Origin of the sequence: Streptomyces albireticuli, from assembly GCF_002192455.1 — a bacterium.
Lineage (GTDB): Bacteria > Actinomycetota > Actinomycetes > Streptomycetales > Streptomycetaceae > Streptomyces > Streptomyces albireticuli_B.
Genome location: NZ_CP021744.1, coordinates 3,729,031 through 3,751,376, shown reverse-complemented (window position 1 = coordinate 3,751,376; position 22,346 = coordinate 3,729,031). Strand labels below are relative to the sequence as shown.

Annotated in this window: 19 protein-coding genes; 12 read left to right on the top strand and 7 right to left on the bottom strand. The window is 73.7% G+C overall.

Going from position 1 to position 22,346, the window contains the following annotated elements; all coding sequences use genetic code 11:
- Nucleotides 1-87 precede the first annotated feature (87 nt).
- Nucleotides 88-1,311 (top strand): transposase, encoded by a 1,224-nt coding sequence (locus SMD11_RS16045; RefSeq protein ID WP_199843893.1) that lies wholly within the window; start codon nt 88-90, stop codon nt 1,309-1,311.
- A 90-nt stretch (nt 1,312-1,401) separates the two neighbouring features.
- Here the strand turns inward: SMD11_RS16045 and SMD11_RS16040 are convergent, their stop codons facing one another.
- The 4 genes from SMD11_RS16040 to SMD11_RS16025 all read right to left on the bottom strand — a co-directional run bounded on the left by SMD11_RS16040 (nt 1,402) and on the right by SMD11_RS16025 (nt 7,113).
- Nucleotides 1,402-3,300: a helix-turn-helix domain-containing protein gene (locus tag SMD11_RS16040; protein WP_199843892.1), complete on the bottom strand. Its 1,899-nt coding sequence runs from the start codon at nt 3,298-3,300 to the stop codon at nt 1,402-1,404.
- A gap of 336 nt (nt 3,301-3,636) precedes the next feature.
- Nucleotides 3,637-5,163 carry an FAD-binding oxidoreductase gene (locus tag SMD11_RS16035; protein WP_087927105.1) on the bottom strand — a complete coding sequence of 509 codons (1,527 nt, stop codon included), beginning with the start codon at nt 5,161-5,163 and terminating at the stop codon, nt 3,637-3,639.
- Nucleotides 5,164-5,293: 130 nt separating this feature from the next.
- Entirely contained in the window at nt 5,294-6,511 is a 1,218-nt protein-coding gene (locus tag SMD11_RS16030) for an MFS transporter (protein ID WP_087927104.1), read from the bottom strand.
- 146 nt (nt 6,512-6,657) lie between these two features.
- On the bottom strand, nt 6,658-7,113 hold the full coding sequence (locus SMD11_RS16025) for a carboxymuconolactone decarboxylase family protein (RefSeq protein WP_234366059.1): 456 nt from the start codon (nt 7,111-7,113) through the stop codon (nt 6,658-6,660).
- Nucleotides 7,114-7,163: 50 nt separating this feature from the next.
- Here SMD11_RS16025 and SMD11_RS16020 point away from each other — a divergent pair, with 50 nt between their 5' ends.
- Nucleotides 7,164-8,627, top strand: coding sequence for a PLP-dependent aminotransferase family protein (locus SMD11_RS16020; protein ID WP_087927103.1), 1,464 nt, complete (start codon nt 7,164-7,166; stop codon nt 8,625-8,627).
- A gap of 204 nt (nt 8,628-8,831) precedes the next feature.
- Here SMD11_RS16020 and SMD11_RS16015 read toward each other — a convergent pair whose 3' ends face one another.
- Both SMD11_RS16015 and SMD11_RS16010 read right to left on the bottom strand, forming a co-directional pair.
- Nucleotides 8,832-9,173: a hypothetical protein gene (locus SMD11_RS16015; RefSeq protein ID WP_234366058.1), complete on the bottom strand. Its 342-nt coding sequence runs from the start codon at nt 9,171-9,173 to the stop codon at nt 8,832-8,834.
- Between the two features lie 19 nt (nt 9,174-9,192).
- Entirely contained in the window at nt 9,193-9,420 is a 228-nt protein-coding gene (locus SMD11_RS16010) for a hypothetical protein (protein ID WP_087927102.1), read from the bottom strand.
- A gap of 64 nt (nt 9,421-9,484) precedes the next feature.
- Between SMD11_RS16010 and SMD11_RS16005 the strand changes: the two genes are divergently transcribed.
- Complete coding sequence (locus SMD11_RS16005) at nt 9,485-9,709, top strand: DUF397 domain-containing protein (protein ID WP_087927101.1); 225 nt, start codon at nt 9,485-9,487, stop codon at nt 9,707-9,709.
- A 48-nt stretch (nt 9,710-9,757) separates the two neighbouring features.
- Here SMD11_RS16005 and tal read toward each other — a convergent pair whose 3' ends face one another.
- Nucleotides 9,758-10,906, bottom strand: a complete 1,149-nt coding sequence (gene tal / locus SMD11_RS16000; protein WP_087927100.1) for a transaldolase — start codon at nt 10,904-10,906, stop codon at nt 9,758-9,760.
- 329 nt (nt 10,907-11,235) lie between these two features.
- On the opposite strand from tal, the gene SMD11_RS15995 reads away from it, so the two are divergent.
- The 9 genes from SMD11_RS15995 to SMD11_RS15955 all read left to right on the top strand — a co-directional run bounded on the left by SMD11_RS15995 (nt 11,236) and on the right by SMD11_RS15955 (nt 22,317).
- Nucleotides 11,236-11,868, top strand: a complete 633-nt coding sequence (locus tag SMD11_RS15995) for a flavodoxin family protein (RefSeq protein WP_087927099.1) — start codon at nt 11,236-11,238, stop codon at nt 11,866-11,868.
- Between the two features lies 1 nt (nt 11,869).
- Nucleotides 11,870-13,459: a carboxylesterase family protein gene (locus SMD11_RS15990; RefSeq protein ID WP_087927098.1), complete on the top strand. Its 1,590-nt coding sequence runs from the start codon at nt 11,870-11,872 to the stop codon at nt 13,457-13,459.
- A 91-nt stretch (nt 13,460-13,550) separates the two neighbouring features.
- The gene (locus tag SMD11_RS15985) at nt 13,551-14,726 is read left to right on the top strand and encodes a 3-deoxy-7-phosphoheptulonate synthase (protein WP_087927097.1); all 1,176 of its coding nucleotides are present in this window, start codon (nt 13,551-13,553) and stop codon (nt 14,724-14,726) included.
- Between the two features lie 76 nt (nt 14,727-14,802).
- Complete coding sequence (locus tag SMD11_RS15980; protein WP_087927096.1) at nt 14,803-15,573, top strand: 2,3-dihydro-2,3-dihydroxybenzoate dehydrogenase; 771 nt, start codon at nt 14,803-14,805, stop codon at nt 15,571-15,573.
- An 82-nt stretch (nt 15,574-15,655) separates the two neighbouring features.
- Complete coding sequence (locus tag SMD11_RS15975) at nt 15,656-16,330, top strand: isochorismatase family protein (protein ID WP_087927095.1); 675 nt, start codon at nt 15,656-15,658, stop codon at nt 16,328-16,330.
- A complete protein-coding gene (locus SMD11_RS15970) occupies nt 16,327-18,222 on the top strand; it encodes an anthranilate synthase family protein (protein ID WP_087927094.1) in 1,896 nt (631 codons plus the stop codon). Before SMD11_RS15975 ends, SMD11_RS15970 begins: the two co-directional genes overlap by 4 nt.
- Before the next feature lie 90 nt (nt 18,223-18,312).
- Entirely contained in the window at nt 18,313-19,890 is a 1,578-nt protein-coding gene (locus SMD11_RS15965; RefSeq protein ID WP_087927093.1) for a class I adenylate-forming enzyme family protein, read from the top strand.
- A 214-nt stretch (nt 19,891-20,104) separates the two neighbouring features.
- Entirely contained in the window at nt 20,105-21,700 is a 1,596-nt protein-coding gene (locus SMD11_RS15960; RefSeq protein ID WP_087927092.1) for an FAD-dependent oxidoreductase, read from the top strand.
- Nucleotides 21,701-21,834: 134 nt separating this feature from the next.
- Nucleotides 21,835-22,317 (top strand): RrF2 family transcriptional regulator, encoded by a 483-nt coding sequence (locus SMD11_RS15955; RefSeq protein WP_087927091.1) that lies wholly within the window; start codon nt 21,835-21,837, stop codon nt 22,315-22,317.
- Nucleotides 22,318-22,346: the final 29 nt, after the last annotated feature.

Genomic DNA, 22,346 nt, shown 5'->3' with positions numbered 1-22,346 from the left:
CGCACCTATGCGGCGGTGGGCGGAAACGGCACTGTGGAGACATCACTTCGCGCCGCTCGCCCCATCGGATCCGAGATAGGGAACGCAATGAGCACTCTTGCCCTGTACCCCGACGACGTCAGAAGGCAGCCGCACGCACCGAAGTACGCCGGGGCCTACGACGCGATGCTCACCGAACTCTGTTCGGAGCTTTTCGCGACGCTGCCCCGGAGCGACCAGCGCCGAAAGGGCCTGGAATACCTTCGCGGACTGCTCGGCGGACAGGGCCGTAAAACCATTCGGAACATCGCCGCGCTCATCGGCGGATCGGCGACGGAACAGAGCATGCACCATTTCATCTCCAGCTCCATCTGGGACTGGGAGCCGGTGCGCCAGGCGCTCGTCCGCCACCTCGGCCGGATCGCGCCGCCGCAGGCCTGGGTCGTCCGGCCGATGGTGATCCCCAAGGGCGGCCGGCACTCCGTCGGCGTCGACCGGCGCTTCTTCCCGGCGCTCGGCCAGGTGCTCAACGCGCAGCAGGCCGTCGGCGTCTGGGCGGCGTCCGACGAGATGGCGACGCCCGTCAACTGGCGGCTGCACCTGTCGGAGGACTGGCTGGAGGACGACGAGCGGCGGACCCGCGCCTCCATCCCGGACGGCACGGTCCCCGAGACCCTCGGCGACTGCGCGGTCGGCGCCTATCTGGACATGCTCACCACCTGGGACGTCCCGGTGCGGCCCCTGGTCCTGGACGCGCCGGAGACCGACACCGGGGCGATCGTCCGGCGGCTGCGGGAGGCGGGCGTCCCGCTGCTGGTGCGCGTCAGCAGCACCTTCCGGCTGACGGCGGCGGACCCCGCGCTGCCCGGCTGCCGGGCTGAAGGGGTGCCCGCCCACCAGATCATGGGCGCGGCCGCCGGCATGCGCCGCCCGGTGATGTGGTCGGACCACGACGCCGCGGAGACGCTGCGGACCAGCATGTCCGCGAGCGTCCGGGTCCGGATGCCGGCCCGCGGGCCCCGGCCGGTACGGGCCCTCGGCCAGGCGGGCGTGGGGGACCTGCGGCTGATGGGCGAGTGGGAGAACGGCCAGTCCTCGCCCACGGCCCTCTGGCTCACCGACATGACCTCGCTGCACCCGGTGGCCCTGATGCAGCTGAGCAAGATGACGCGCCGGGTCGACCGCGACTTCGCGGAGATCTCCGACCAGGTGGGCATGCGGGACTACACGGGGCGGTCGTTCAAGGGATGGCACCGGCATGTGACGCTGGCGTCGGCGGCACACGCGGTCACTGCGTTGGGGCGGGCGGGGCGGGTGGGTGTGCGGGTGTGAATGCGGGTGGGGCGGTGCCGCTGCGCGGGGCCTTTTCCCCAGCCCCGCCCCTTCCCGAAACCGGGGGCTCCGCCCCCGGACCCCCGGTCCTCACATGCCGGACGGGCTGCTCTTTCCTGGTCGCCGTCTCTTCAGCACGTGCCGGATCCTCGACAGCCGCAGCGCCAGCTGGATCTCGAAGGCCCGCTCCGACTGCTGCCACCCCGGCCCTAACAACTCGCTGATCCGCTCCAGCCGCCGCGCCACCGTGTTCGGGTGCACGTGCAGCCTCTCGGCCGTCTGCGTGATGCTGCCCCGGGCGTCGAAGTACGCGGCCAGCGTGGGCGTGAACTCGGTGAAGCGCTGCGCGTCGCAGTCGGCGAGCGGGCCGATCATGGAGCGGATGAAGCCCTCCACGTCGTGGGTGTCCGACAGCAGCACGCCCAGGAAGCCGTGCTCGCGGGCGGAGGCGAAGCCCCCGGCGGCCCCGAGGGCGATCATCGCCTCCAGGCAGCGCACGGCCTCCTCGTAGCCGCGGGTGATGTCGCCGCCGTCCCGGCCGGCGTCGACGGGGCCGGACGCGCAGACGGTGACCGGCCGGTCCAGCAGGGGCGCGAGCGCGCGGGAGACCTGCTCGGCCGTCGCCGTCGGGTCCGTGCCCGGCAGCAGCAGGACGGCGCTGCCCGCGTGCATGCCCTTGAGGCCGTTGCGGCGGCGGGCGTACGAGGAGGCCCACAGGTCCAGCTTGTCCTGGGGCTCGCCCTCGGGCCGGGCGACCACCACCACGTGCGGCAGCCCGAGGTCGACGCCGAGCCGGGCCGCGCGCTCGCGCAGCCGCGCGGCCGGCCGGGCCGGACCGGCCAGCAGGTCCTCCAGCAGCCAGTCGCGGTCGTGGCCCGCCGCCGCGTCCTGCCGGCCGGCGCGCAGCAGCAGCTGGGCCGCGACGGTCTGGGCGACGAGGACGAGCAGCGGCACGTCCTGGTCGCCGAGCGGGTGACGGGGGCTGAACAGCAGCGTGCCGAGGTCCTCCGGGCCGGCCAGGACCGGCGCGGCCCACAGGCCGCCGTCGAGCAGCGTGGGCTCGCGCGGCGGCTGCGCCCCGGCCGCCTCGACCAGCGCGCGCACCGCGTCCGCCCCGGCCTCCGCCGGCATCTCGCCGGCCGTCGCCAGCACCGCGCCGTCGGCGTCGTGGATCCGCAGGGCGCCGCCCAGGCCCGCGGCCGCCTCCCGGGCCAGCGCGGACAGCTCGCCGCCGCGGAGGACGACGTCCATCAGCCGGCCGTGCAGGGCCGTGGTCTCCCGGACGCCGCGCGCCCCGGCCTTGTGCCGCTCCAGCTCGGCGATCACGTCGGTCGCGCGCTCCAGGAAGCGGGCCTTGCCGATGGCCACCCCGGCGAGCTCGCCGAGCGAGGCCATGAGGGACACCTCGCCCGCCGTGAAGTAGCGCATGCACCGGCTGGCCACGTAGAGGGTGCCGACCGGCCGGGCGCCGTCGTCGAGCGGCACGGACATCAGGGCGCGCACCCGCTCGGACTTCATCAGCCCGTCGACGGCGCGGCTGTGGCCGACCCGCTCGTCCGCCGCGTAGTCGGGCGTCCAGAACGGGGTCGGGCCGCCGCTCAGGGCCACGTCGTCGGGCATCGTGAGACCGGGGGCGAGGACGGTCGTGTGACCGTCGAAGGCGCTGACGGACACGATCCCGGGCGTCCGGTCGAAGGTGGTGACGTACGCCAGGTCGACGTCGAAGAGCCGGCGGGCCTCCTGGGCGAGCGTGCCGAGCAGTTCCGGAAGGTCCTGGGTATTGGCGAGCGTGCGCGCCGTCTCGATGAATGCGGAGAGCCGGGCCTCCTTCCGCTGCCGCCGTTCGGCCTGGGCGTAGATGGCCATGCCGAGCCGCTTGGCCTTTTCCAGGAATGCCAGTTCGGCGCCCGTGGTCCCGCGCCAGCGGGCCTCTTCCACGAGCGATTCGAATTGATCTATGGGCGCTTCGTCGGCCAGTAACTCCAGCACGGCGAACGCACTCGCCTCCGTAGCCCTCCCTTGTGACGCAACGCTTCCCATTTTTGCCCCCCCAGGTGCAACGCAGAGATCGTTCGCGGCGTACATGTCGGAAGCTACGCATCGAGTAATGCCCGAGTCAACGTCCGGACTTATCCAGGGACGTGAACAAAGCATTGCCATTTGCGCAGGGGACGACCGCACCCGGAGGGAAGGAGTTTCTCTCCGGGCGCGGTCGATTCCGGCGACGACGGACGTCGCGCACAGTCGCGGTTGGTGTGTACCGGAATTGTCCTCGCGCGACTCGGAACGATCAAGGGGGCCTGGGGGCCCTGGCCCCGCGGGCGGTCAGGGGGTACGGACCGACAGGGCGTGGCCGAAGACGCCGCGCGGGTCGTACGCCGCCCGGACGCCCTGGAGCCGCGGGTAGTTGTCCTTGTAGTAGAGCTCGTGCCAGGGGCTGTCCGAGGTGTTCCAGGCGGGGTCGGCCAGGTCGGTGTCGGCGAAGTTGACGAACGCGCCGTCCTGGGTGTCGTCGGGCGCGGGCACGCCGCCGGTCTTCGCGAACACGGCGCCGTGGAAGCGCCGCATCCAGTCGAGGTTGACCGCGTCGTCGGCCGCGTCCTGCCAGGTGTTCATGAAGAGCACCTTCAGCACCGAGTCGCGCTGCGCGACGGCGGTGGCGTCGGGCGCGACGGTGCCCACCCGGCCGCCGTACGAGTCGAGGGCCACCAGGCTGCTGCCGTTGGCGTGGTCGTCGCTGTTCAGGAAGGCGTGCAGGGCGTCGGCCTGGTCGTCGCGGAACGCGCGGCGCAGGTTGGCGGACTTCACCTTCTGGCGGCCGGTCTCCGCGTCCTGCGCGTCCCCGAGCGCCTTCTTCGAGTCGAGCCACGGCACGGTTCCGTGCGGCAGGACCACCGGCGCGAGGCCGGGCTGCCCGGCCACCTCGTCGAGGAAGTCCGTGAGCAGCCGCTCCGCGTCCGGCCGGGTCGCATCCATGTGGGTGACGAGGACGGCGCCCATGTCCTTCTCGGGGTCCGGGTCCCGGCCGAGCAGCACCAGGCTGGCGAAGAGGTGGGCGTACGGGGAGTCCGGCGCGCTGTTGCGCTCGTGCCAGCGGCCGAAGCCGCCGACCAGCGTCCGCATGGCCGGCTGGTCCAGGCCCGCGCGGGGGAACAGCACGGTGCTGGTGATCACCTCGGCGGGCGGGTTCGGCAGCAGGCCGGCCGGGTCGGTGCCCTCGGCGCCGGGCGTGCGGAACCAGAAGCGGGTGACGACGCCGAAGTTGCCGCCGCCGCCACCGGTGAGCGCCCACCACAGGTCGTGGTGCGGGTCGTCCGGTTCGCGGGTGGCCACGACCGCGCGGGCCTCGCCGGCGGCGTCGACGGTGACGACCTCCACGGCCTCCAGGTGGTCGACGGTCAGGCCGTGCGCCCGGCACAGCGAGCCGTAGCCGCCGCCCTGCACATGGCCGCCGACGCCGACGGTGTTGCTGTTGCCCGCGGGTATCGCGACGCCCCAGCGCTCGTACATCGGCCCGTAGACGTCCTTCAGGAGGCGGGCGCCGGGCTCGACCATGAACGCGTCGCGCTCGGTGTCGAAGGCGACGGCGCGCATCTCGCCGAGGTCCAGGACGAGTTGGACGCCGGGCTCGCCGACGGCGTTCTCGTAGCCGTGGCCGCCGCTGCGGACGGCGATGTGCTGCCCGGCGCGTACGGCGTCGCCCACGGCCGCGACCACCTCGGCGGTCGTGGTGACGACCCGGAACTCCTCCGGGCGGGCGGTGAACCGCTTGTTGTTGCCCCGGGTGGCCAGCGCCTCGTAGCGCGGGTCCGCGGCGCCCACGGCGGACGGCGGGCGGGATGCGTCGGACATGTGCGGCCTTTCGGAAGGACGAACGGAAGGACGGACGGGAGGACGGACGGGAGGACGGACGGGAAGAAGCGGGGGAGGCCGCCCCCGCACTCCGGGGGATCGAGTGCGGGGGCGGGTCAGGAGCCGCGGGTCAGTGACCCGCGGCGGGCTCGGTGGACAGCAGGCCCTTCGTCCGGCCGCCGGCCACGGCCAGCGTGAGGACGGCCAGGGCGGCGCCGATCCACAGCACGCTCGTCATGGCGAGGCTGTCGAAGGCGAGGCCGCCGATCAGGGCGCCGAGCGCGATCGAGAAGTTGAACATCGAGACGTACAGCGAGGACGCGGCCTCGGTGGCGTCCGGGGCGGCCTTGAGGATCCAGGTCTGGAGGCTCACCGGCACGGCGCCGTAGCCCAGGCCCCACAGGACCAGCAGGGCGATGCCCACGGCCAGGCCGCCGCCGGTGACGGCGAAGAGCACCATCGCGGCCGTGAGGATCACGGAGATCGCGAGGACGATCGTCCGGACGTGCTGTCCGACCTTGGCGCCCGCGAGGAAGTTGCCGATGATGCCGGCGACTCCGAAGATCAGCAGCATCATGCTGATCCGGTTCCCGGAGATCCCCGCGTCCTGGAGGATCGGCCGGACGAACGTGTAGGCGACGAAGTGCCCGGTGATCAGCAGGAACGTGATGGCGATGCCCACCCGTACGCCCCTGTTGGACCTGAAGATCCGGGGGAGTTCGGCGAAGGTCAGCGACTCGTCGGCGGGCAGCGGCGGCAGCAGGAAGACCATCAGGACGAGGGCGGTCAGGCCCAGCCCGCCGACGGCCGCGAACGCGGTGCGCCAGCCGCTGAGGTCGCCCAGCAGGGTGCCGGTCGGGACGCCGAGCACGGAGGCCGTCTCGACGCCGCCGAAGATGACGGCCATGGCCCGGCCGACGTGCTCCTCGGGCACCAGCCGCAGGGCGATGCCGCCCGCGATGGCCCAGAAGCCGCCGACGGCGATGCCGACGAGGAAGCGCGCGCCCAGCACGATCGCGAAGTGGTCGGCGAACGCCGAGGCGAGGTTGGCCGCGCCCACCAGGCCGACCAGGACGCCGAGGACGAGCCGGCGGTCGATGCGGCCGGTGGCGACGGTGACGACCGGCGCGGACAGCGCGGCGACGACGCCGGGGACGGTGACCATCAGGCCGGCCGTGCCCTCGGAGACGTGCAGGGCGTCGCCGACCGGGGTGAGCAGGCCCACCGGCAGCAGTTCGGAGGTCATCAGGCAGAAGATGCCGAGGGTGACCGCCGCGACGGCGAACCAGCCCTTGACCGGGGATCTTCCGGTGCCTGTGGCGGGGGACGGGGATGCGACAGTGGTCAAGTCCTCACAGCCTTCGACGGGAGCGCGCGAGTGCGCGCACCAGGAGCGGGGGATACGGGTGCGACGGCCGGCGTCCCGAACCGATGGAGCCCGATGAAGAGGGAGGTGGACGGAGTACGCCCAGGCCGGTGGCGGCACCGGCGGGGTCACTCGGTGCCGGGGGTCTTCCGGGTGGGCACCGCGATGCGGTTCCAGGCGTTGATGGTGAAGATCAGTGCGATGAGCTGGGCGAGCTCCTCGTCCGCGAAGTGCCGGGCGGCCGTCCCGTACACCTCGTCGGACACCCCGCCCTCGCCGAGCTCGGTGACCGCCTCGGTGAGGCCGAGCGCGGCCTTCTCGCGCGGCGTGAACAGGCCCGCCTCGCGCCAGGCGTTGAGCTGGTAGACGCGCTCCTCGCTCTCGCCCGCCTTCCGCGCCTCCTTGGTGTGCATGTCGATGCAGTAGGCGCAGTGGTTGATCTGCGAGGCGCGGATCTGCACGAGGTCGATCAGCACCGGGTCGAGACCCGCCCGCGCCGCCGTGTCCAGGGCGATCATGGCCTTGAAGACCTTGGGCGCCGCCTTGGTGAAGTTCATGCGCTGGTCGAGATCGGTAGCGGTCATGTCAACGACTCTAGGCAGCCCACCGGTCGGGAGTGTGGTGCAATTCCCGGGTGAATTCGAAGGTCAATGCGCGCGTCGATCCGGCGGGAAGCCTGGGCAGCGATCTCCATCTGGAGCTCCCCGATTCACCGGCGGGAGGCCGCCGCGGCGCGCTGATGAGCGCCCTGCGCGACGCCATCCGCACCGGCAGGCTCGCCCCCGGCACCAAATTGCCCCCCTACCGCTCGCTCGCCACCGATCTGGGGCTGGCGCGCAACACCGTCGCCGAGGCGTACGCCGAACTGGTCGCCGAGGGCTGGCTGAACGCCCGGCAGGGCTCCGGCACGTACGTGGCCCGCCGTGCCCGGCTCGCCGACCCGCGGCCGCGCCGGCCCACCACCCCCGACCGGGTGCCGCGCGCCCGCTACAACCTGGTGCAGGGCACCCCGGACGCCTCGGCCTTCCCGCGCTCGGCGTGGCTGGCCTCGGCCCGCCGCGCGCTCACGGCGGCGCCCAACGACGCCTTCGGGCCAGGCGATCCGCGCGGCCGGACCGAGCTGCGCCGGTCGGTCGCCGAGTACCTGGCCCGGGCCCGCGGCGTGCGCGCCGACCCCGACCGCATCGTCATCTGCTCGGGCTTCGCCGGGGCGCTGCGGCTGCTGGGCGAGGTGCGGACCGGGGCGGTCGCCGTGGAGTCGTACGGGCTGGGCTACTACCGCCACCTGCTCTCCGCGGCCGGGCTGCGGACCGTGGACCTGCCGGTGGACTCGTACGGGGCCCGGGTGGAGGACCTGGCGGGCAGCGGTGCAAAAACGGTTCTCCTGACGCCCGCTCACCAGTTCCCGACGGGTGGCCCCTTGCATCACGAACGACGGTCCGCCGTCATCGACTGGGCGCGGGCCGAGGGCGGTCTGGTGCTGGAGGACGACTACGACGGGGAGTTCCGCTACGACCGCCAGCCGATCGGCGCCGTGCAGGGCCTGGACCCGGACCGGGTCGTCTACATCGGCTCGGTGAGCAAGAGCCTCTCGCCCGCGCTGCGGCTGGGCTGGATGGTGCTGCCGGGCGGGATGGTGGACGACGTGGTGGAGGCCAAGGGCGAGCGGGAGCCCTACGCGAGCGCCCTGGAGCAGCTGACCCTGGCGGACTTCCTCGACTCCGGCTCGTACGACCGCCATGTGCGGCGGATGCGCCGGCACTACCGGCGCCGCCGGGACCAGCTGATCGAGGTCCTCGCCGAACGGGCGCCGCACGTGCGGGTCACGGGCATCGCGGCCGGTCTGCACGCCGTGCTCGAACTGCCGCCGGGCACGGAGGCGTCGGTGGTCAAGGCGGCGGCCTGGCAGGGGCTGGCGCTGGAGGGCCTGTCGCTCTACCGCCACGCGGAGGGCGCGGGCGCGCCGTCGGACGGGCTGGTGGTGGGGTACGGCACCCCGCCGGAGCACGCGTTCGCGGGGGCGCTGGAGGCACTGTGCGAGGCGCTGCCGCTGCCTGAGGGGGGTGCGGTGCCGGGGCGGGGGGTGCGGGTGGGGTAGGCGGGGTGGGGGTGCGGGTGCGGAGGCCGCTGCGCGGGGCCTGTTCCCCGCCCCGCCCCTTCCCGCCGCATCCGATGTGCGGCTCCGCCGCGTGGCGGGGGCTCCGCCCCCGGGCCCCTTACCGGGCGGCCGCCGCGGCGCGTGCCGGCCAGGGGGAAGGGCCCCTCCCGGAGTCCTGGGAAGGGCCCTGTGCCGCGGAAGGGGTCAGGAGCTCACTTCACCTTCCCCGTGGCACGTCCGGCACAGTGCTTCGTGATCCCACCCCTCTTCGTCCGTCCACTCGATCTTTCCGCTTCCTCCGCACGAGGAGCACAGAGGCATGGGCTCGACCACCCCGATCCGTTGGCACAGCGCGTCCTTCTCCAGGAGAACCGCCTCCACGCCCGGTAGCGCGTTCTTGGTGAGCTTGATCCGTAGACGGCCCTCCCAGATTCCGGCAACGACCCCTTCGGCGCCGTCGACCCAGCCCGAACCGTTGACTTCGACGCGGAGCATGTCGCCGTCCTGGGCCTGCGCCGTGTCGGCGCGCCCGGCTTCATCGATCACGTTCAGCACCTCCTCCGTGTCATGCTGTCACTTCCCCGAGCCCGTACTCCTGCCGCTCCTCCGCGGTCGCGATCCGGAGATCGGCCTGTTCGGCCCACCACCGCAAGCCGCTCGCCGCGCCCTTGACCAGGTAGCGGCTCCGGTCCCTCCGCCGGGTCACCCCGACCACGTCGGGCATGCCGGCCGCGCCGCCGCGTGTGCCGACCACCGTCGCACCGATCCGGTAGCCCTCGGTCTGATACGTCACCTGTTCGAGCCCTCCGTGTGTCCCGCTCGCGGGGAGCGGGCGACTCCGTGCTGTGAACTCTCTGATGAGCACCACCAGCCCTGATCTCTCCGGCGTCGAGTGGCTGAAGTCGTCGCACAGCGGCAACGGGGGCGGAAGCTGCGTCGAATGGCCCCCCTCGCTAGAGATCGTCGGCGTCATACCGGTCCGTGACAGCAAGCGCCCGCAGGGCCCCGTGCTCACCGTGCCGAAGGCGGCCTGGCCGGCGTTCACCGGCGCGATACGGGGCGGCGGACTCCCCGCCGGCTGACGTCCGCCCGCGGTCCCGTGGCCCGGCCCGCTGCCGTCAGCGTCGGCGTCACGTCCCCGACAACTGTGCCCCCCTCAGCCGTCGTTCCACCGCCGCGTACAGCAGGCTCCACGACGTCTGGAGCCACTCCACCCCCTCGGTCTCCAGTTTGTCGGCGACCGCGCGGTAGGAGATGCCCATGGCGTCGAGCCGTTCCCACACCGAGCGGGCCGCGCCGTAGGAGTCGGAGAGGGTGTCGCCGGTGAGGGGGCACATCCGGTCGGCGCCCTCGCCGAGGGCGGTGAGGGACAGGGCGCTGGCGGTGCCCCAGGCGACGAGGCGTTCGGCGTAGCGCTTGCTGGTCACGCCGGGGCGGCGGGGCGCGGTGCTCGCCCACATGACCGTCTGCGGGCGGGCGCCGGAGCGGGCGAGGTCGCGCCAGCGGTCGCCGGACAGCCGGTCCTCGTAGCGGCGGTAGACCAGGCGGGCGCTGGCCAGGGCGGCCTCGCCGCGCATGGCCCGGGCCTCGTCCGTGCCCAGGGCCTCCAGGCGGGCGTCCACCTCGGCGTCGAACCAGGTGATGGGCAGGGAGGCGAAGGAAACGATGTCAGAGAGGTCGTGGCCGGCGGCGCGGGCCCGCTCCAGGCCGTCGAAGTAGGCGTCGACGACCTCGCCGTAGCGGCGCACCGAGAAGATCGCCGTCGCATGGACGCCGATCTTCCGGCCGATGCACTCGCTGATCGCCTCCAGCCCCTCGGGGGTGGCGGGGATCTTGGCCAGGACGTTGGGGCGGTTGACGGCCCGGACCAGCTTGTCGGCCTCCGAGGCGACCAGCGCGGCGTCGTGCGCCAGCCAGGGGTTCACGTCGACCGAGACATAGCCCTCGCGGCCGCCGGTCTCCTCGAAGACGGGCAGCAGTTCGTCGCAGGACAGGCGGGCGTCGTAGGCGGTCAGGGCGCGGATCGCGGTGTCGGCCGGGACGTCGCGGTAGGACAGGAAGAGCAGCTGGTCCAGATAGTCCGTGTCGCCGGACTCGACGGCCGCGGTCAGCGTGGCGAGGTTGGAGGTCGCCCCGCGGATGCCGGCCCGCGAGACGAGGTCGGTGAGCCTGCCCGAGGTGAGCAGCGGCCGGCAGAAACCGTCCAGCCAGGGGGACACACCCTCGGCGGCCAGCCGGCGCAGGTCGCCGCGCACGGCCGTCAACTCCCGTTCTTTCATGGAATTGTCACGACTCCTGTGCGGGGTGAGGTCGGGGGGTGGGGATTCAGGATAAGGAACGTCCAGGATCCGAACCAGAGGATGTCCGCCTCCTGGGTAGACGACGGGAACGCCGTGGCCGTTGCCCGCCGTTCACGCGCGGGCCGACTTGATGGATCAACGTCCTTTTGACGGAGTCCGCCGAACTCCGCCTGCGGGCCTTGGCAGTTTCCCGCGGCCCGAAGCAGCATCTGGTACGTCCGGTCGGCCCGGACCGGCGGGTTCCCCGGAGTCCGGGACGCCGGTGAGCGAGGGCCGCAGCCGTCCACCCGCCAAGGGGCACTTCTTCCATGATCAAGTTTGCCGTCATCTATTCGTCGTCCACCGGCAACGTCCACCGGCTCGCCGAGGCCGCGGCCGCCGCCGCGGAGAAGGCGGGCGCCGAGGTCCGGCTCCGCAGGGTCGCCGACCTCACCGCGGAGACGATCGTCCCCGGCAACGACGCCTGGACCGCGGCCTGGACCGAGCATGTCGCGGCCACCGGGCACATCGCCGAGGCGTCCCTGGACGACCTCGACTGGGCCGACGCCGTCCTGTGGGGCACGCCGGGCCGCTACGGCCTGCCGTCCGGCCCGCTGAAGCAGTTCATCGACACCACGCTCCCGCTGCACAGCCGCCGGGGGCTGCTCAACAAGGTGATGTCCTCCTTCACGTCCACCGCGACCCTGCACGGCGGCCAGGAGAGCACCCTCCTGGCGCTGAACAACGCCTTCTACCACTGGGGCGCCATCGTCGTCCCGCCCGGCGTGGCCGACCCGATCCAGCTCGCGCCCACCAACGGCAACCCGTACGGCGTCAGCAGCGTCTCGCGCAACGAGCCGGGCAACGTCGACGACGACAACCTCGCCGCCATCGGCTACCAGGCGCGCCGCATGGTGGAGATCACCACCGCGCTCCGCCGGGGCCAGGGCGAGGCCGCCTGACATGAGCGCATCCGATCGACGGGCGGCCGCGCCGGACACCGTGGTGGCCCACACCACCGCCGGTACGGTCGCGGGGCTGCGGACCGGGCACGGCGGGCCCGGGGGCGGCGTCGCCGTCTTCCGCGGGGTGCCGTACGCGGCGCCGCCGGTGGGCGCGCTCCGCTTCGCCTCGCCCCGGCCGCCGGCTGCCTGGGACGGCGTGCGGGACGCCACCGCCTTCGCCCCGGCGTCCTTCCAGTCGATCGTCCCCGGCCACAGCGAGGACTCGCTGTACGCCAACGTCTGGACCCTGGGCACCTCCGGCGCCCGGCCCGTCCTCGTCTACGTCCACGGCGGCGGCTGGGAGCGCGGCGCGGGCAGCCTGCCGAACTACGACGGCGCGCGGCTCGCGGCCCGTGGCGACCTCGTGGTCGTCACCTTCAACTACCGGCTGGGCGCCTTCGGTTTCGGCCTCCACGAGGAGCTCGCCGACCCGCTCACCGGGTCCTGCGCCAACTGGGGGCTCCAGGACCAGGCGGCGCTCGTCCGCTGGGCCCACGACAACGCCGCGGCCTTCGGCGGCGACCCCGGCCGGATCGTCCTGTGCGGCACCTCGGCCGGCGGCGCGAGCGTCCGCCAGCTGGCCCTGCTGCCCGAGCTGGGCGGCCTCGTCCAGGCGCTCGTCCCCATCAGCGCCTGCCACGTCTGGGCCCCGGCGAACTCGCTCACGCCCGAGGACTCCCGGGCCGTCTACGCGGCTCTGGCGAAAGGCTTCGGCACGACCGTGCGGGGCCTGCGCGACGTCCCCGCGGCGGCGCTGCGGGACGCCTGGGAGCGGATCTTCTCCGGCCCGCCGGAGACCCGGGACGTGGCCAGCGGGCGGGAGTACCGCGGCCCCGTCGTCGACGGCCGCTGGCTGCCCGACCACGACCACAAGCTCCCGTCACCGGCGCGGCCTTCGCTGGTCGTGCACACCCGCACCGAGGGCTCCTTCTACACCTGCCCCGAACGGCCCACCGCGCCCCCGGCACCGGCCACGGACGCCGAACTGCGCGAAGCCGTCCGCGGCGTCCTCCTCAAGGGCGCCGTACGGGCCGGCGACGCGCTCGTGGACGCCTGCCTCGCCGCCTACCGCGAGGCCGCCGCGGCCGAGGGCCTTCCCCAGGACCCGCTGTCCCTGTGGACGGAGATCTGGGGAGACCTCCTCTTCCGCTTCCAGATCCTGCGGCTCGCCGAGCGGCACGCCCGCACGGAGACCGCCCCGCAGTACGTCATGGAGTTCGCCCACCCCGTCCGCCCGCCCTACCTCGGCACCCCGCACGAGGCCACCTCCAAGTTCCTCTTCGGCACCTACGGGCTGCCGGAGAACGTCGCCGAGTTCGGCGACGGCCCCGCCGAGGCGGCGGTCTCCGGCGCCTTCATGGACCTCGTCGCCTCCTTCGCCCGCACCGGCGTCCCCGGCGGCGCGCACACGCCGGACCGGCCCACGTACACGCCCGGGCGGGACAGCACCCTGATACTCGGCGGCGACGGCGTCGCACGGGTCGCCGCGGCCGTCAAGCGGCGGCAGCTGCGGTTCTGGGACACCGCGGGCGTCGTCCCCTGTCCCTGACCGCCGCCTGCCCCCGGCCGTGCCCCGCCCGCACCCCGGCACCGGCCGCGCACCCACCGCCCGCACGAGCGACCGTCCAGGAGAGAACCCCGTGAACAACGCTGTGCTCGACGCCCGGCCCGAGACCGCACTCCAGCAGCCCGACTGGGGCGACGCGGCCGCCCAGGTCGAGCGCGTCCGGCAGGAGCTCGGCTCCCGCCCCGCGCTCGTCCGGGCCGCCGACATCCGCACCCTGCGCGCCCACCTCGCCCACGTGGCCCGCGGTGAGTCGCAGGTGGTGCAGGCGGGCGACTGCGCGGAGGACCCGGCGGAGTGCACCTCGGGCTACGTCGCCCGGAAGGCCGGACTCCTGGACGTCCTCGCCGGCGTGATGAAGATGATCACGCACAAGCCGGTGGTGCGGGCGGGCCGGATGGCCGGCCAGTTCGCCAAGCCCCGCTCCCGCCCCACCGAACTCGTCCAGGGCGTCGAGCTCCCCGTCTACCGCGGCCACATGGTCAACAGCCCCGAACCGCACCCCGAGCGCCGCCGCCCCGACCCGCAGCGCCTGCTCTCCGGCTACCTCGCCGCCGGCGAGGCCATGACCCACCTCGGCTGGCTGCACCCCGCCCGCCGCTCGGGCATCTGCCCGCCGGTCTGGACGAGCCACGAGGCCCTGCTCCTCGACTACGAGGAGCCCATGGTCCGCCGCGACGAGGAGGGGCGGGCCTGGCTGACGTCCACCCACTGGCCCTGGATCGGCGAGCGCACCCGCCAGGTGGACGGCGCCCACGTCGCCCTCCTCGCCGCCGTCGGCAACCCCGTCGCCTGCAAGGTCGGCCCCACCATGACCGCCGACGAGCTCCTCGCCCTGTGCGAGCGCCTCGACCCCGGCCGGGAGCACGGCCGGCTCACCCTGATCGCCCGCATGGGCGCGACGGCCGTCGCCGACGCGCTGCCGCCGCTCGTCGAGGCCGTACGCGCCGCCGGGCACCCGGCGAGCTGGCTGTCCGACCCCATGCACGGCAACACCGTCACCGCGCCGGACGGGCTCAAGACCCGCCTGGTCGACACCGTCGTCCGCGAGGTCCGCGACTTCCAGGAAGCCGTCCGCACGGCCGGCGGCGTCGCCGGGGGCCTGCACCTGGAGACCACGCCCGAGGACGTCACCGAGTGCGTACGGGACGAGTCCGGGCTCGGCCACGTCGGCGACAAGTACACGAGCTTCTGCGACCCCCGGCTCAACCCCGCCCAGGCCATCGAGGTCGTCTCGGCCTGGCAGGGCTGACCGGCCGCCGCGCACCACGGCCCGGACCGGGGACCACCCGGGCCCCGGACCCCGCACCAAGGGAGAGGAGACACCGATGGAGAACAGGACCGCACTGGTCACCGGCGCCGCCGGCGGCATCGGCGCGGCAGTCGCCCGCACACTGGGCGAGAAGGGCGTCCGCGTCGCCGCCGTCGACCGCGACGCCGAGGCGCTCCGCGAGACCGTCGAGAAGCTGACCGCCGACGGCCTGACGGCCGCGGCGTTCCACTGCGACGTCACCGACGAACAGCAGGTCGAGGCCACCGTCGCCGAGGCGGAACACCGCCTCGGCCCCCTGGAGTTCCTCGTCAACGCCGCCGGGGTGCTGCGCCTCGGCGAGGTCCGGGACTTCACCTCCGAGGACTGGGCGGCGGTCTTCGCCGTCAACGTCGACGGCGTCTTCCACGTCTCCCGCGCCGCCGTCCGGCGCATGATCCCGCGCCGCCGCGGCGCCATCGTGACGGTGGCGTCCAACGCGGCGGGCACCCCCCGGCAGGCGATGGCCGCCTACGCCGCCTCGAAGGCCGCCGCCTCGATGTTCACCAAGTCGCTGGGCCTGGAGGTCGCCCGGCACGGCATCCGCTGCAACGTCGTGGCACCCGGCTCCACGGACACCCCGATGCTCAGCAGCATGTGGAACGAGACGACCACTCCGCGGACGACCATCGAGGGCCGCACCGACACCTTCAAGGTCGGCATCCCGCTGGGCAAGCTGGCCAGCCCCGCCGACATCGCCCACGCCGTCGCCTTCCTCCTCTCCGACCAGGCCGCGCACATCACCATGCACGACCTCACCGTCGACGGCGGCGCGACCCTGGGCGTCTGACCGCGCCCCCGTTCCCCCCTTTTTTCCGCATCTCCCTTCCGCATCTCCGCCCTTCCGCGGCGAACCAACACGAGGACGTGTCATGGCGGGCATCCCCCCGATAGAGCCGTACCCGATGCCGACAGCGGGCGAGCTGCCCGAGAACACCGCCCGGTGGACCGCCGACCCGGCCCGCGCGGTCCTGCTCCTCCACGACATGCAGCGCTACTTCCTCAAGCCGCTGCCCGAGGCCCTGCGCGAGGAACTCGTCGCCAACGCCGCGCTGCTCCGCGGGACCTGCGCGGACCTCGGCGTCCCCGTGGCCTACACCGCCCAGCCCGGCGGCATGAGCGACGCCGACCGCGGCCTGCTGAAGGACTTCTGGGGCCCGGGGATGCGGGTCGACCCGGAGGACCGGCTCGTCGTCGACGCGCTGGCGCCCGCGCCCGGCGACTGGGTCTTCACCAAGTGGCGGTACAGCGCCTTCTTCCGCTCCGACCTGCTGGAGCGCATGCGGGCCGCCGGCCGCGACCAGCTGATCGTCTGCGGTGTGTACGCCCATGTGGGCATCCTGACGACCGCCGTCGAGGCGTTCACCCACGACATACGGACCTTTCTCGCGGCCGACGCCGTGGCCGACTTCTCCGCCGCCCACCACCGGCTCGCGGTGACCTACGCGGCCGAGCGCTGCGCCGTCGTGGCCACGGCGAAGGGCCTCGCGGCCGACCTCGCCGGAGACGCGACCGCCGGAGACGCGACCGCCGGAGCCGGGGCATGAGCGCCGCCGACGGACGGGCCCAGGCCGGCCCGCTGGACCGCGTACTCGCCGGTGACGCCCCCGCGTTCGCCCTGATCCACCGGCCGGACGCGACCGGCCCGGGCAGCCTCGACGTCCTGCTCGGGGACGTCTCCGCGCCGCGGACGCTGGCCGGCATCCCGCTGCCGGACGGGCCCGCCGCCCCCGGCCACGAGGTCCTGGCCGTCGTCCCCTACCGGCAGATCGCCGAACGGGGCTTCGCCTGCGCCGACGACGGCACCCCGCTGCTCGCGATGACCGTCACCGGCCAGGCCCTCGTCGGCGTGGCCGAGGTCCTCGCCCGGATCCCCGACGTGCCCCTCACCCTCACGGGAGAGCACTTCGACGTCGACGACGACGCGTACGCCCGGACCGTGCGGCGGGTCGTCGCCGACGAGATCGGCGAGGGCACGGGCGCCAACTTCGTCATCAAGCGGTCCTTCACCGCCGACATCAGCGGCTACTCCCCGGCCCACGCCCTGACCTTCTTCCGGCGGCTGCTGGAGCGCGAGTCGGGCGCGTACTGGACGTTCCTCGTGCACACCGGCGACCGCACCCTCGTCGGCGCGACCCCCGAGCGGCACATCAGCGTCGCGGACGGCCGGGCGGTCATGAACCCGATCAGCGGCACCTACCGCTACCCCGCCGCCGGCCCCAGCCTCCCCGAGGTCATGGACTTCCTCGCCGACCGCAAGGAGACCGACGAGCTGTACATGGTCGTCGACGAGGAACTGAAGATGATGGCCCGGATCTGCGACGGCGGCGGCCGGGTCGTCGGCCCGTACCTCAAGGAGATGGCCCGCCTGGCGCACACCGAGTACCTGATCGAGGGCCGCACCGGCCGCGACCCCCGGGAGATCCTCCGCGAGACGATGTTCGCGCCGACCGTCACCGGCAGCCCCCTGGAGAGCGCCTGCCGGGTCATCGACCGCTACGAGGAGACCGGCCGGGGCTACTACAGCGGGGTGCTCGCCCTCATCGGCCGGGACGCCGCCGGGCAGCGCGTCCTGGACTCGGCGATCCTCATCCGCACCGCCGACATCGACCGGGGCGGCCGGGTGCGGATCGGGGTCGGCGCCACGCTCGTACGCCACTCCGACCCGGACTCGGAGGTCCTGGAGACCCGCGCCAAGGCGGCCGGGCTGCTCTCCGCGCTCAAGGACGACGGCGGCGGCCGTTTCGGCCGCCACCCCAGCGTCCGGGCGGCCCTCGCCGAGCGGAACACCGGCATCGCCGGGTTCTGGCTGGCCCCCGACACCGAGCGCGCCCGCACCGTGCCGCTGCTCGACGGGCGGCGGGTCCTCGTCGTCGACGCCGAGGACACCTTCACCTCGATGATCGACCACCAACTGCGGGCCATGGGCCTCACCGTGACCGTACGGCGCTTCGACGAGCCGTACTCCTTCGACGGCCACGACCTCGTCGTCATGGGCCCCGGCCCCGGCGACCCCCGCGAGGCCGGCCACCCCAAGATCGCCCACCTGGACGCGGCGATCGGCACCCTGCTCGACCGGCGCCGGCCGTTCCTCGCGGTCTGCCTCAGCCACCAGGTGCTCAGCCTCCGGCTCGGCTTCCCGCTGCACCGCCGTGACGTGCCCAACCAGGGCGTCCAGCGCGGCATCGACCTCTTCGGCAGCCCGGAGCGGGTCGGCTTCTACAACACCTTCGCCGCGCGGAGCGAGGCGGACCGGGCCGTGACCGCGGCCGGTGAGCTGGAGGTCAGCCGCGATCCGCGCACCGGCGAGATCCACGCCCTGCGCGGCGCGCACTTCGCCTCCGTGCAGTTCCACGCCGAGTCCGTCCTCACCCAGGACGGCCCGCGGATCACCGGCGCGCTGCTGGCCGGGCTGCTCACCGGCGCGCCCGTCGCCTGACCCGCCCGCGACCGAACCCCCCGCCGCCTCCGGAGCGGGACACCCCCGCGCCCACGGACCCGAACCTTCCCGAATTCCCAGGAGCAACTCATGCTGCCGATCACCCCCAGCGACACCGGCATCCACATGGGGCTGGTGGCCGAGCGCGCCGCCGCCAGGTACCCGGACACCCTGATCACCCTCGACCACGAGATGCCCCTGCTGCCCGGCGCCGGGCCCGAGCTGACCTTCGCCGGGTTCGCGGACCACATCGACGACGTGGCGGCCCGGCTGTGGGCCGCGGGGGTGCGCACGGGCGAGCATGTCGCGCTCTACAAGACGGCCGGCTTCGACATCAACGTCCTGTCGTGCGCGGTCTCGCGGATCGGCGCCGTGCCGGTCCAGCTGTCCCCGGGGCTCGACGGCGCGAGCGTCCTGGCGCTGCTGGACCGGCTCGGCCAGCCGTACCTGGTGACGGACCTGGCCAAGCTCGACGCCGAGCTCGCCGACCCCACGCTGCCGAACCTGGCCAAGGAGATCTTCGTGGTGGCCGGGGCGCGGGAGGGCACGGTCTCCCTGGCCGACCTGGCCGGCGCGCCCCGCCAGGCCCCCGTCGAGCCGGGCCTCGACGAGCCCGCCCTCATCACCCACACCTCCGGCACCACCGGCCTGCCGAAGCTCCTCGTGCACACGCCGCGCACGCTGCACGGCCGCTACCGCCCGCAGGCGAAGCTCTTCGACCTCGTCCGTGAGCACGAGACCGTGGCGCTGCACGTGTCGTACGTCCACTCCCGGATGCCGCTCGCGCTCGCCGTGCTGCTGCCGCGCGGCGTCCCGTTCCTCGTCATGGACGACGCCGACCCGGAGAAGGTGGCGGAGCTCTTCGCCCGCACCCGGCCCGCGTTCGTCGAGTCGGCGCCCAACTCCTTCATGGAGTGGGAGGAGCTCGCGGACGACCCCCGCAGGCCCTTCGCGAACGTGAAGTACTTCAGCAGCACCTTCGACGCGATCCACCCCGGCACCATGCACCGGCTGCTGCACGCCTCCGACCGGCATCACCCGGTCTTCTACCAGATCTACGGGCAGAGCGAGACGGGCCCGCTCGTCGGCCGCTCCTTCACCCGGGAGACCGCGCTCGGCGCGGACGGCCGCTGCCAGGGCTACGCGTTCCCCGGCGACACCAAGTTCCGGCTCGTCGGCCGGGACGGCGAGGCGCCGTCGAAGGAGCACCCCGGCTACATCGAGGTGCAGGCGGCGGGCCGGGTGCTGACGTACTTCGGCGAGGGCGAGCGGTACGCCAAGCAGGTCGACGGCGACGGGTGGTGGCGCGGCATGGACGTCGGCTACCGCACGGAGGAGGGCTGCCTGCACCTCCTCGACCGTGAGGTCGACGTCGTCCCCACCATCCACAGCACCCTGGAGGTCGAGGACACGGTCCTCGGCCGCCTCCCGGAACTCGCCGAACTCGTGCTCCTGCGCGGTCCGTCGGACGAGCCGCTCCCCGTCGTGTGCACGCGCGGGGACGTACCGCTGGACCCGGAGCGGTGGCGGGCGGCGGTGACGGACTTCCCGACGCTGGCGGAGCCGGTGCGGATGCGGCTGGAGGAGCTGCCGCGGACGGCGACGATGAAGGTGCGGCGGCTGGAACTGGCGCGGCTCCTGCGGGAGCGTGCGGGCGGGGGCGCGTAGGGGCTTGTTCCCCAGCCCCGCCCCTTCCCGTAACCGGGGAGATCCCCGGGCCCCCGGTTCCGCGCTTCGCGCGGTGTCCTCAAGCGCCGGACGGGCTGAAATCAGCCCGTCCGGCGCTTGAGGACCGGGGTCCGGGGCGGAGCCCCGGTATCGGGAAGGGGCGGGGCTGGGGAAACAACCCGCCGGTCACAACCACCCGCACAGGAGACCCGCCATGCACACCCCCGACCCCACCGACACCCAGGTCCTCGTCGTAGGCGCAGGCCCCACCGGCCTCCTCGCCGCCTGCGAGCTGCTCCGCCGCGGCATCCCCACCCGCATCATCGACCGCGCCCCGGCCCCCATGACCGTCCCCAAGGCCCTCTCCCTCTGGCCGCGGGTCCTCGACATCCTCGAAGACCTCGGTGTCGCCGACGAGGTGCGGGCCGCCTCCGTCCCCATCCGCGCGTTCAGTTACTTCTCCGAGCGCCGTCCCCTCGCCTCGTTCACGTTCGCCGACGACCTCGCCGCCCGGCAGCTGCCGCAGCCGGAGACGGAGCGGATCCTCACCGAGCGGCTGCGCTCGCTGGGCGGGAAGATCGAGCGCGGGGTGCGGCTGCTGGCGCTGGACGACGTGGACTTCTCCGGCCGGATCGACGCGACCGACGGGGTCACCGCGATCCTGGAGCACGGCGAGGGGCAGGGGCCCGTCGAGCGGGTACGGGCGCCGTTCGTGATCGGCGCCGACGGCGCGGGCAGCCCGGTGCGCGGGCAGCTCGGCATCGGCTTCCAGGGGACCACCTACGAGATGGCGTTCGCGCTGGTGGACGCCCGTACCGACGGGGATCTGCCGGAGGACGAGATCCTCTACTACCAGGCGGCCGGCGGCACCCTGGTGATCGTTCCGCAGCCGGCGGGCGTGCACCGCTTCCTGTCGGTCATGCCGGACGGCGGCCGCGAGGTCAGCGTGCCGATGATGCAGGCGATCCTCGACGAGCGCGGGCCGCGCGGCGTGCGGATCACCGAACCGGTGTGGCAGACGGTGTTCAGGGTGCACGCGCGGCGGGCCGCGGACTTCCAGCGCGGCCGGGTCTTCCTCATGGGCGACGCGGCGCACGTGCACAGCCCGGCGGGCGGGCAGGGCATGAACAACGGCCTCCAGGACGCGCACAACCTCGCGTGGAAGCTCGCCGCCGTGATCCGCAGCGAGTCCCCGTCCTCGCTGCTGGGCACGTACGGGCCGGAGCGCTCGGAGTCGACGCGGCGGATCGTGCGGGACACGGACGTCCAGACGCGGGCGTGGATGTTCAACGGGCCCCTCCAAGTGCGCGCCCGGGACGCGGCGTTCCGCCTCCTGGACCGGACGAACGCGGTGTCGCGGTTCTACACGCCGGTGATGGCGGGCCGCCGCCTGGCCTACGAGCCCGAGCGGGACACCCAGCGGCCGGGCGGGCTCACCGCCTGCCGACTGCGGGGCCGGCTGCCCGGCGGGGCGAAGGTCGGCGGGACGTTCCCGCGCCGGGCCGCGCTCTCGGCGGGGATCGCGGGCACCGGGGCCGACCCGGGCCGCTGGGTCCTCGCCGTGCGCGCGCCGGGCAAGGGGCGGGCCGCCGGCTGGCGGGCGGAAATCGGCCACATCGCGGCGCGGCGGCCGCAGTTGCGGGTGCGCTGGATACCGCGCGGGGTGGCGGACGCGGACGCGTTCTGCGGCCGTCCGGGCTACTACCTGATCCGCCCGGACGGCCATATCGCGGCCCACGGCCACCAGGACGACCTCGACCGCCTGGAGACCGAGCTGAACACGGTGCTCCTGCGCCCTTCCGGAATCTGACGCGCCGCCCGCCGCGCCCTCGGCGCTCATTTCGCGCCATCGTCGCGAGGGCGCCGGGGCGGCCTGCGAATCAGGCGAATTCGCCTGCCACGCAGTCATTTTGCAGGGCTGATTCTCGCTATAGCATCACTTTCATGCGAATGAGCGAGGGTGTGGAATGGGCCATGCACACCTGCCTGAACCTGGCCTGGGTCGGCCCGGACAGAGCCGTGCCGGCAGCCAGGCTCGCCGCGTTCTACGACCTGCCGCCGGCGTACTTGGGCAAACAGCTCCAGGCGCTCGTCCAGGCCGACATCGCGTCCTCCAGCCCCGGCCCCCGCGGCGGCTTCCGGCTCGCGCGCGAGCCGGAGACCATCACGCTCATGGACATCGTGACCGCCATCGAAGGCCCCGAGAAGGCCTTCCGCTGCTCCGAGATCCGCCGCCGGGGCCCTCAGCACGAGGTCTCGCAGGGCGCGTTCGACCACCCCTGCCACGTCTCGTGGGCCATGCGCGAGGCGGAACTGGCCTGGCGCCGCCAGCTCGCCGCCAAGACGCTCGCGGACGTCCAGAAGACCGTGCTGCGGAGCTCCCCGGGCATCCCGGAGCGGACGCGCCAGTGGTTCGCGGACCATTGAGCGGGTGAGCGGCCCCGGCGCGTGGACGG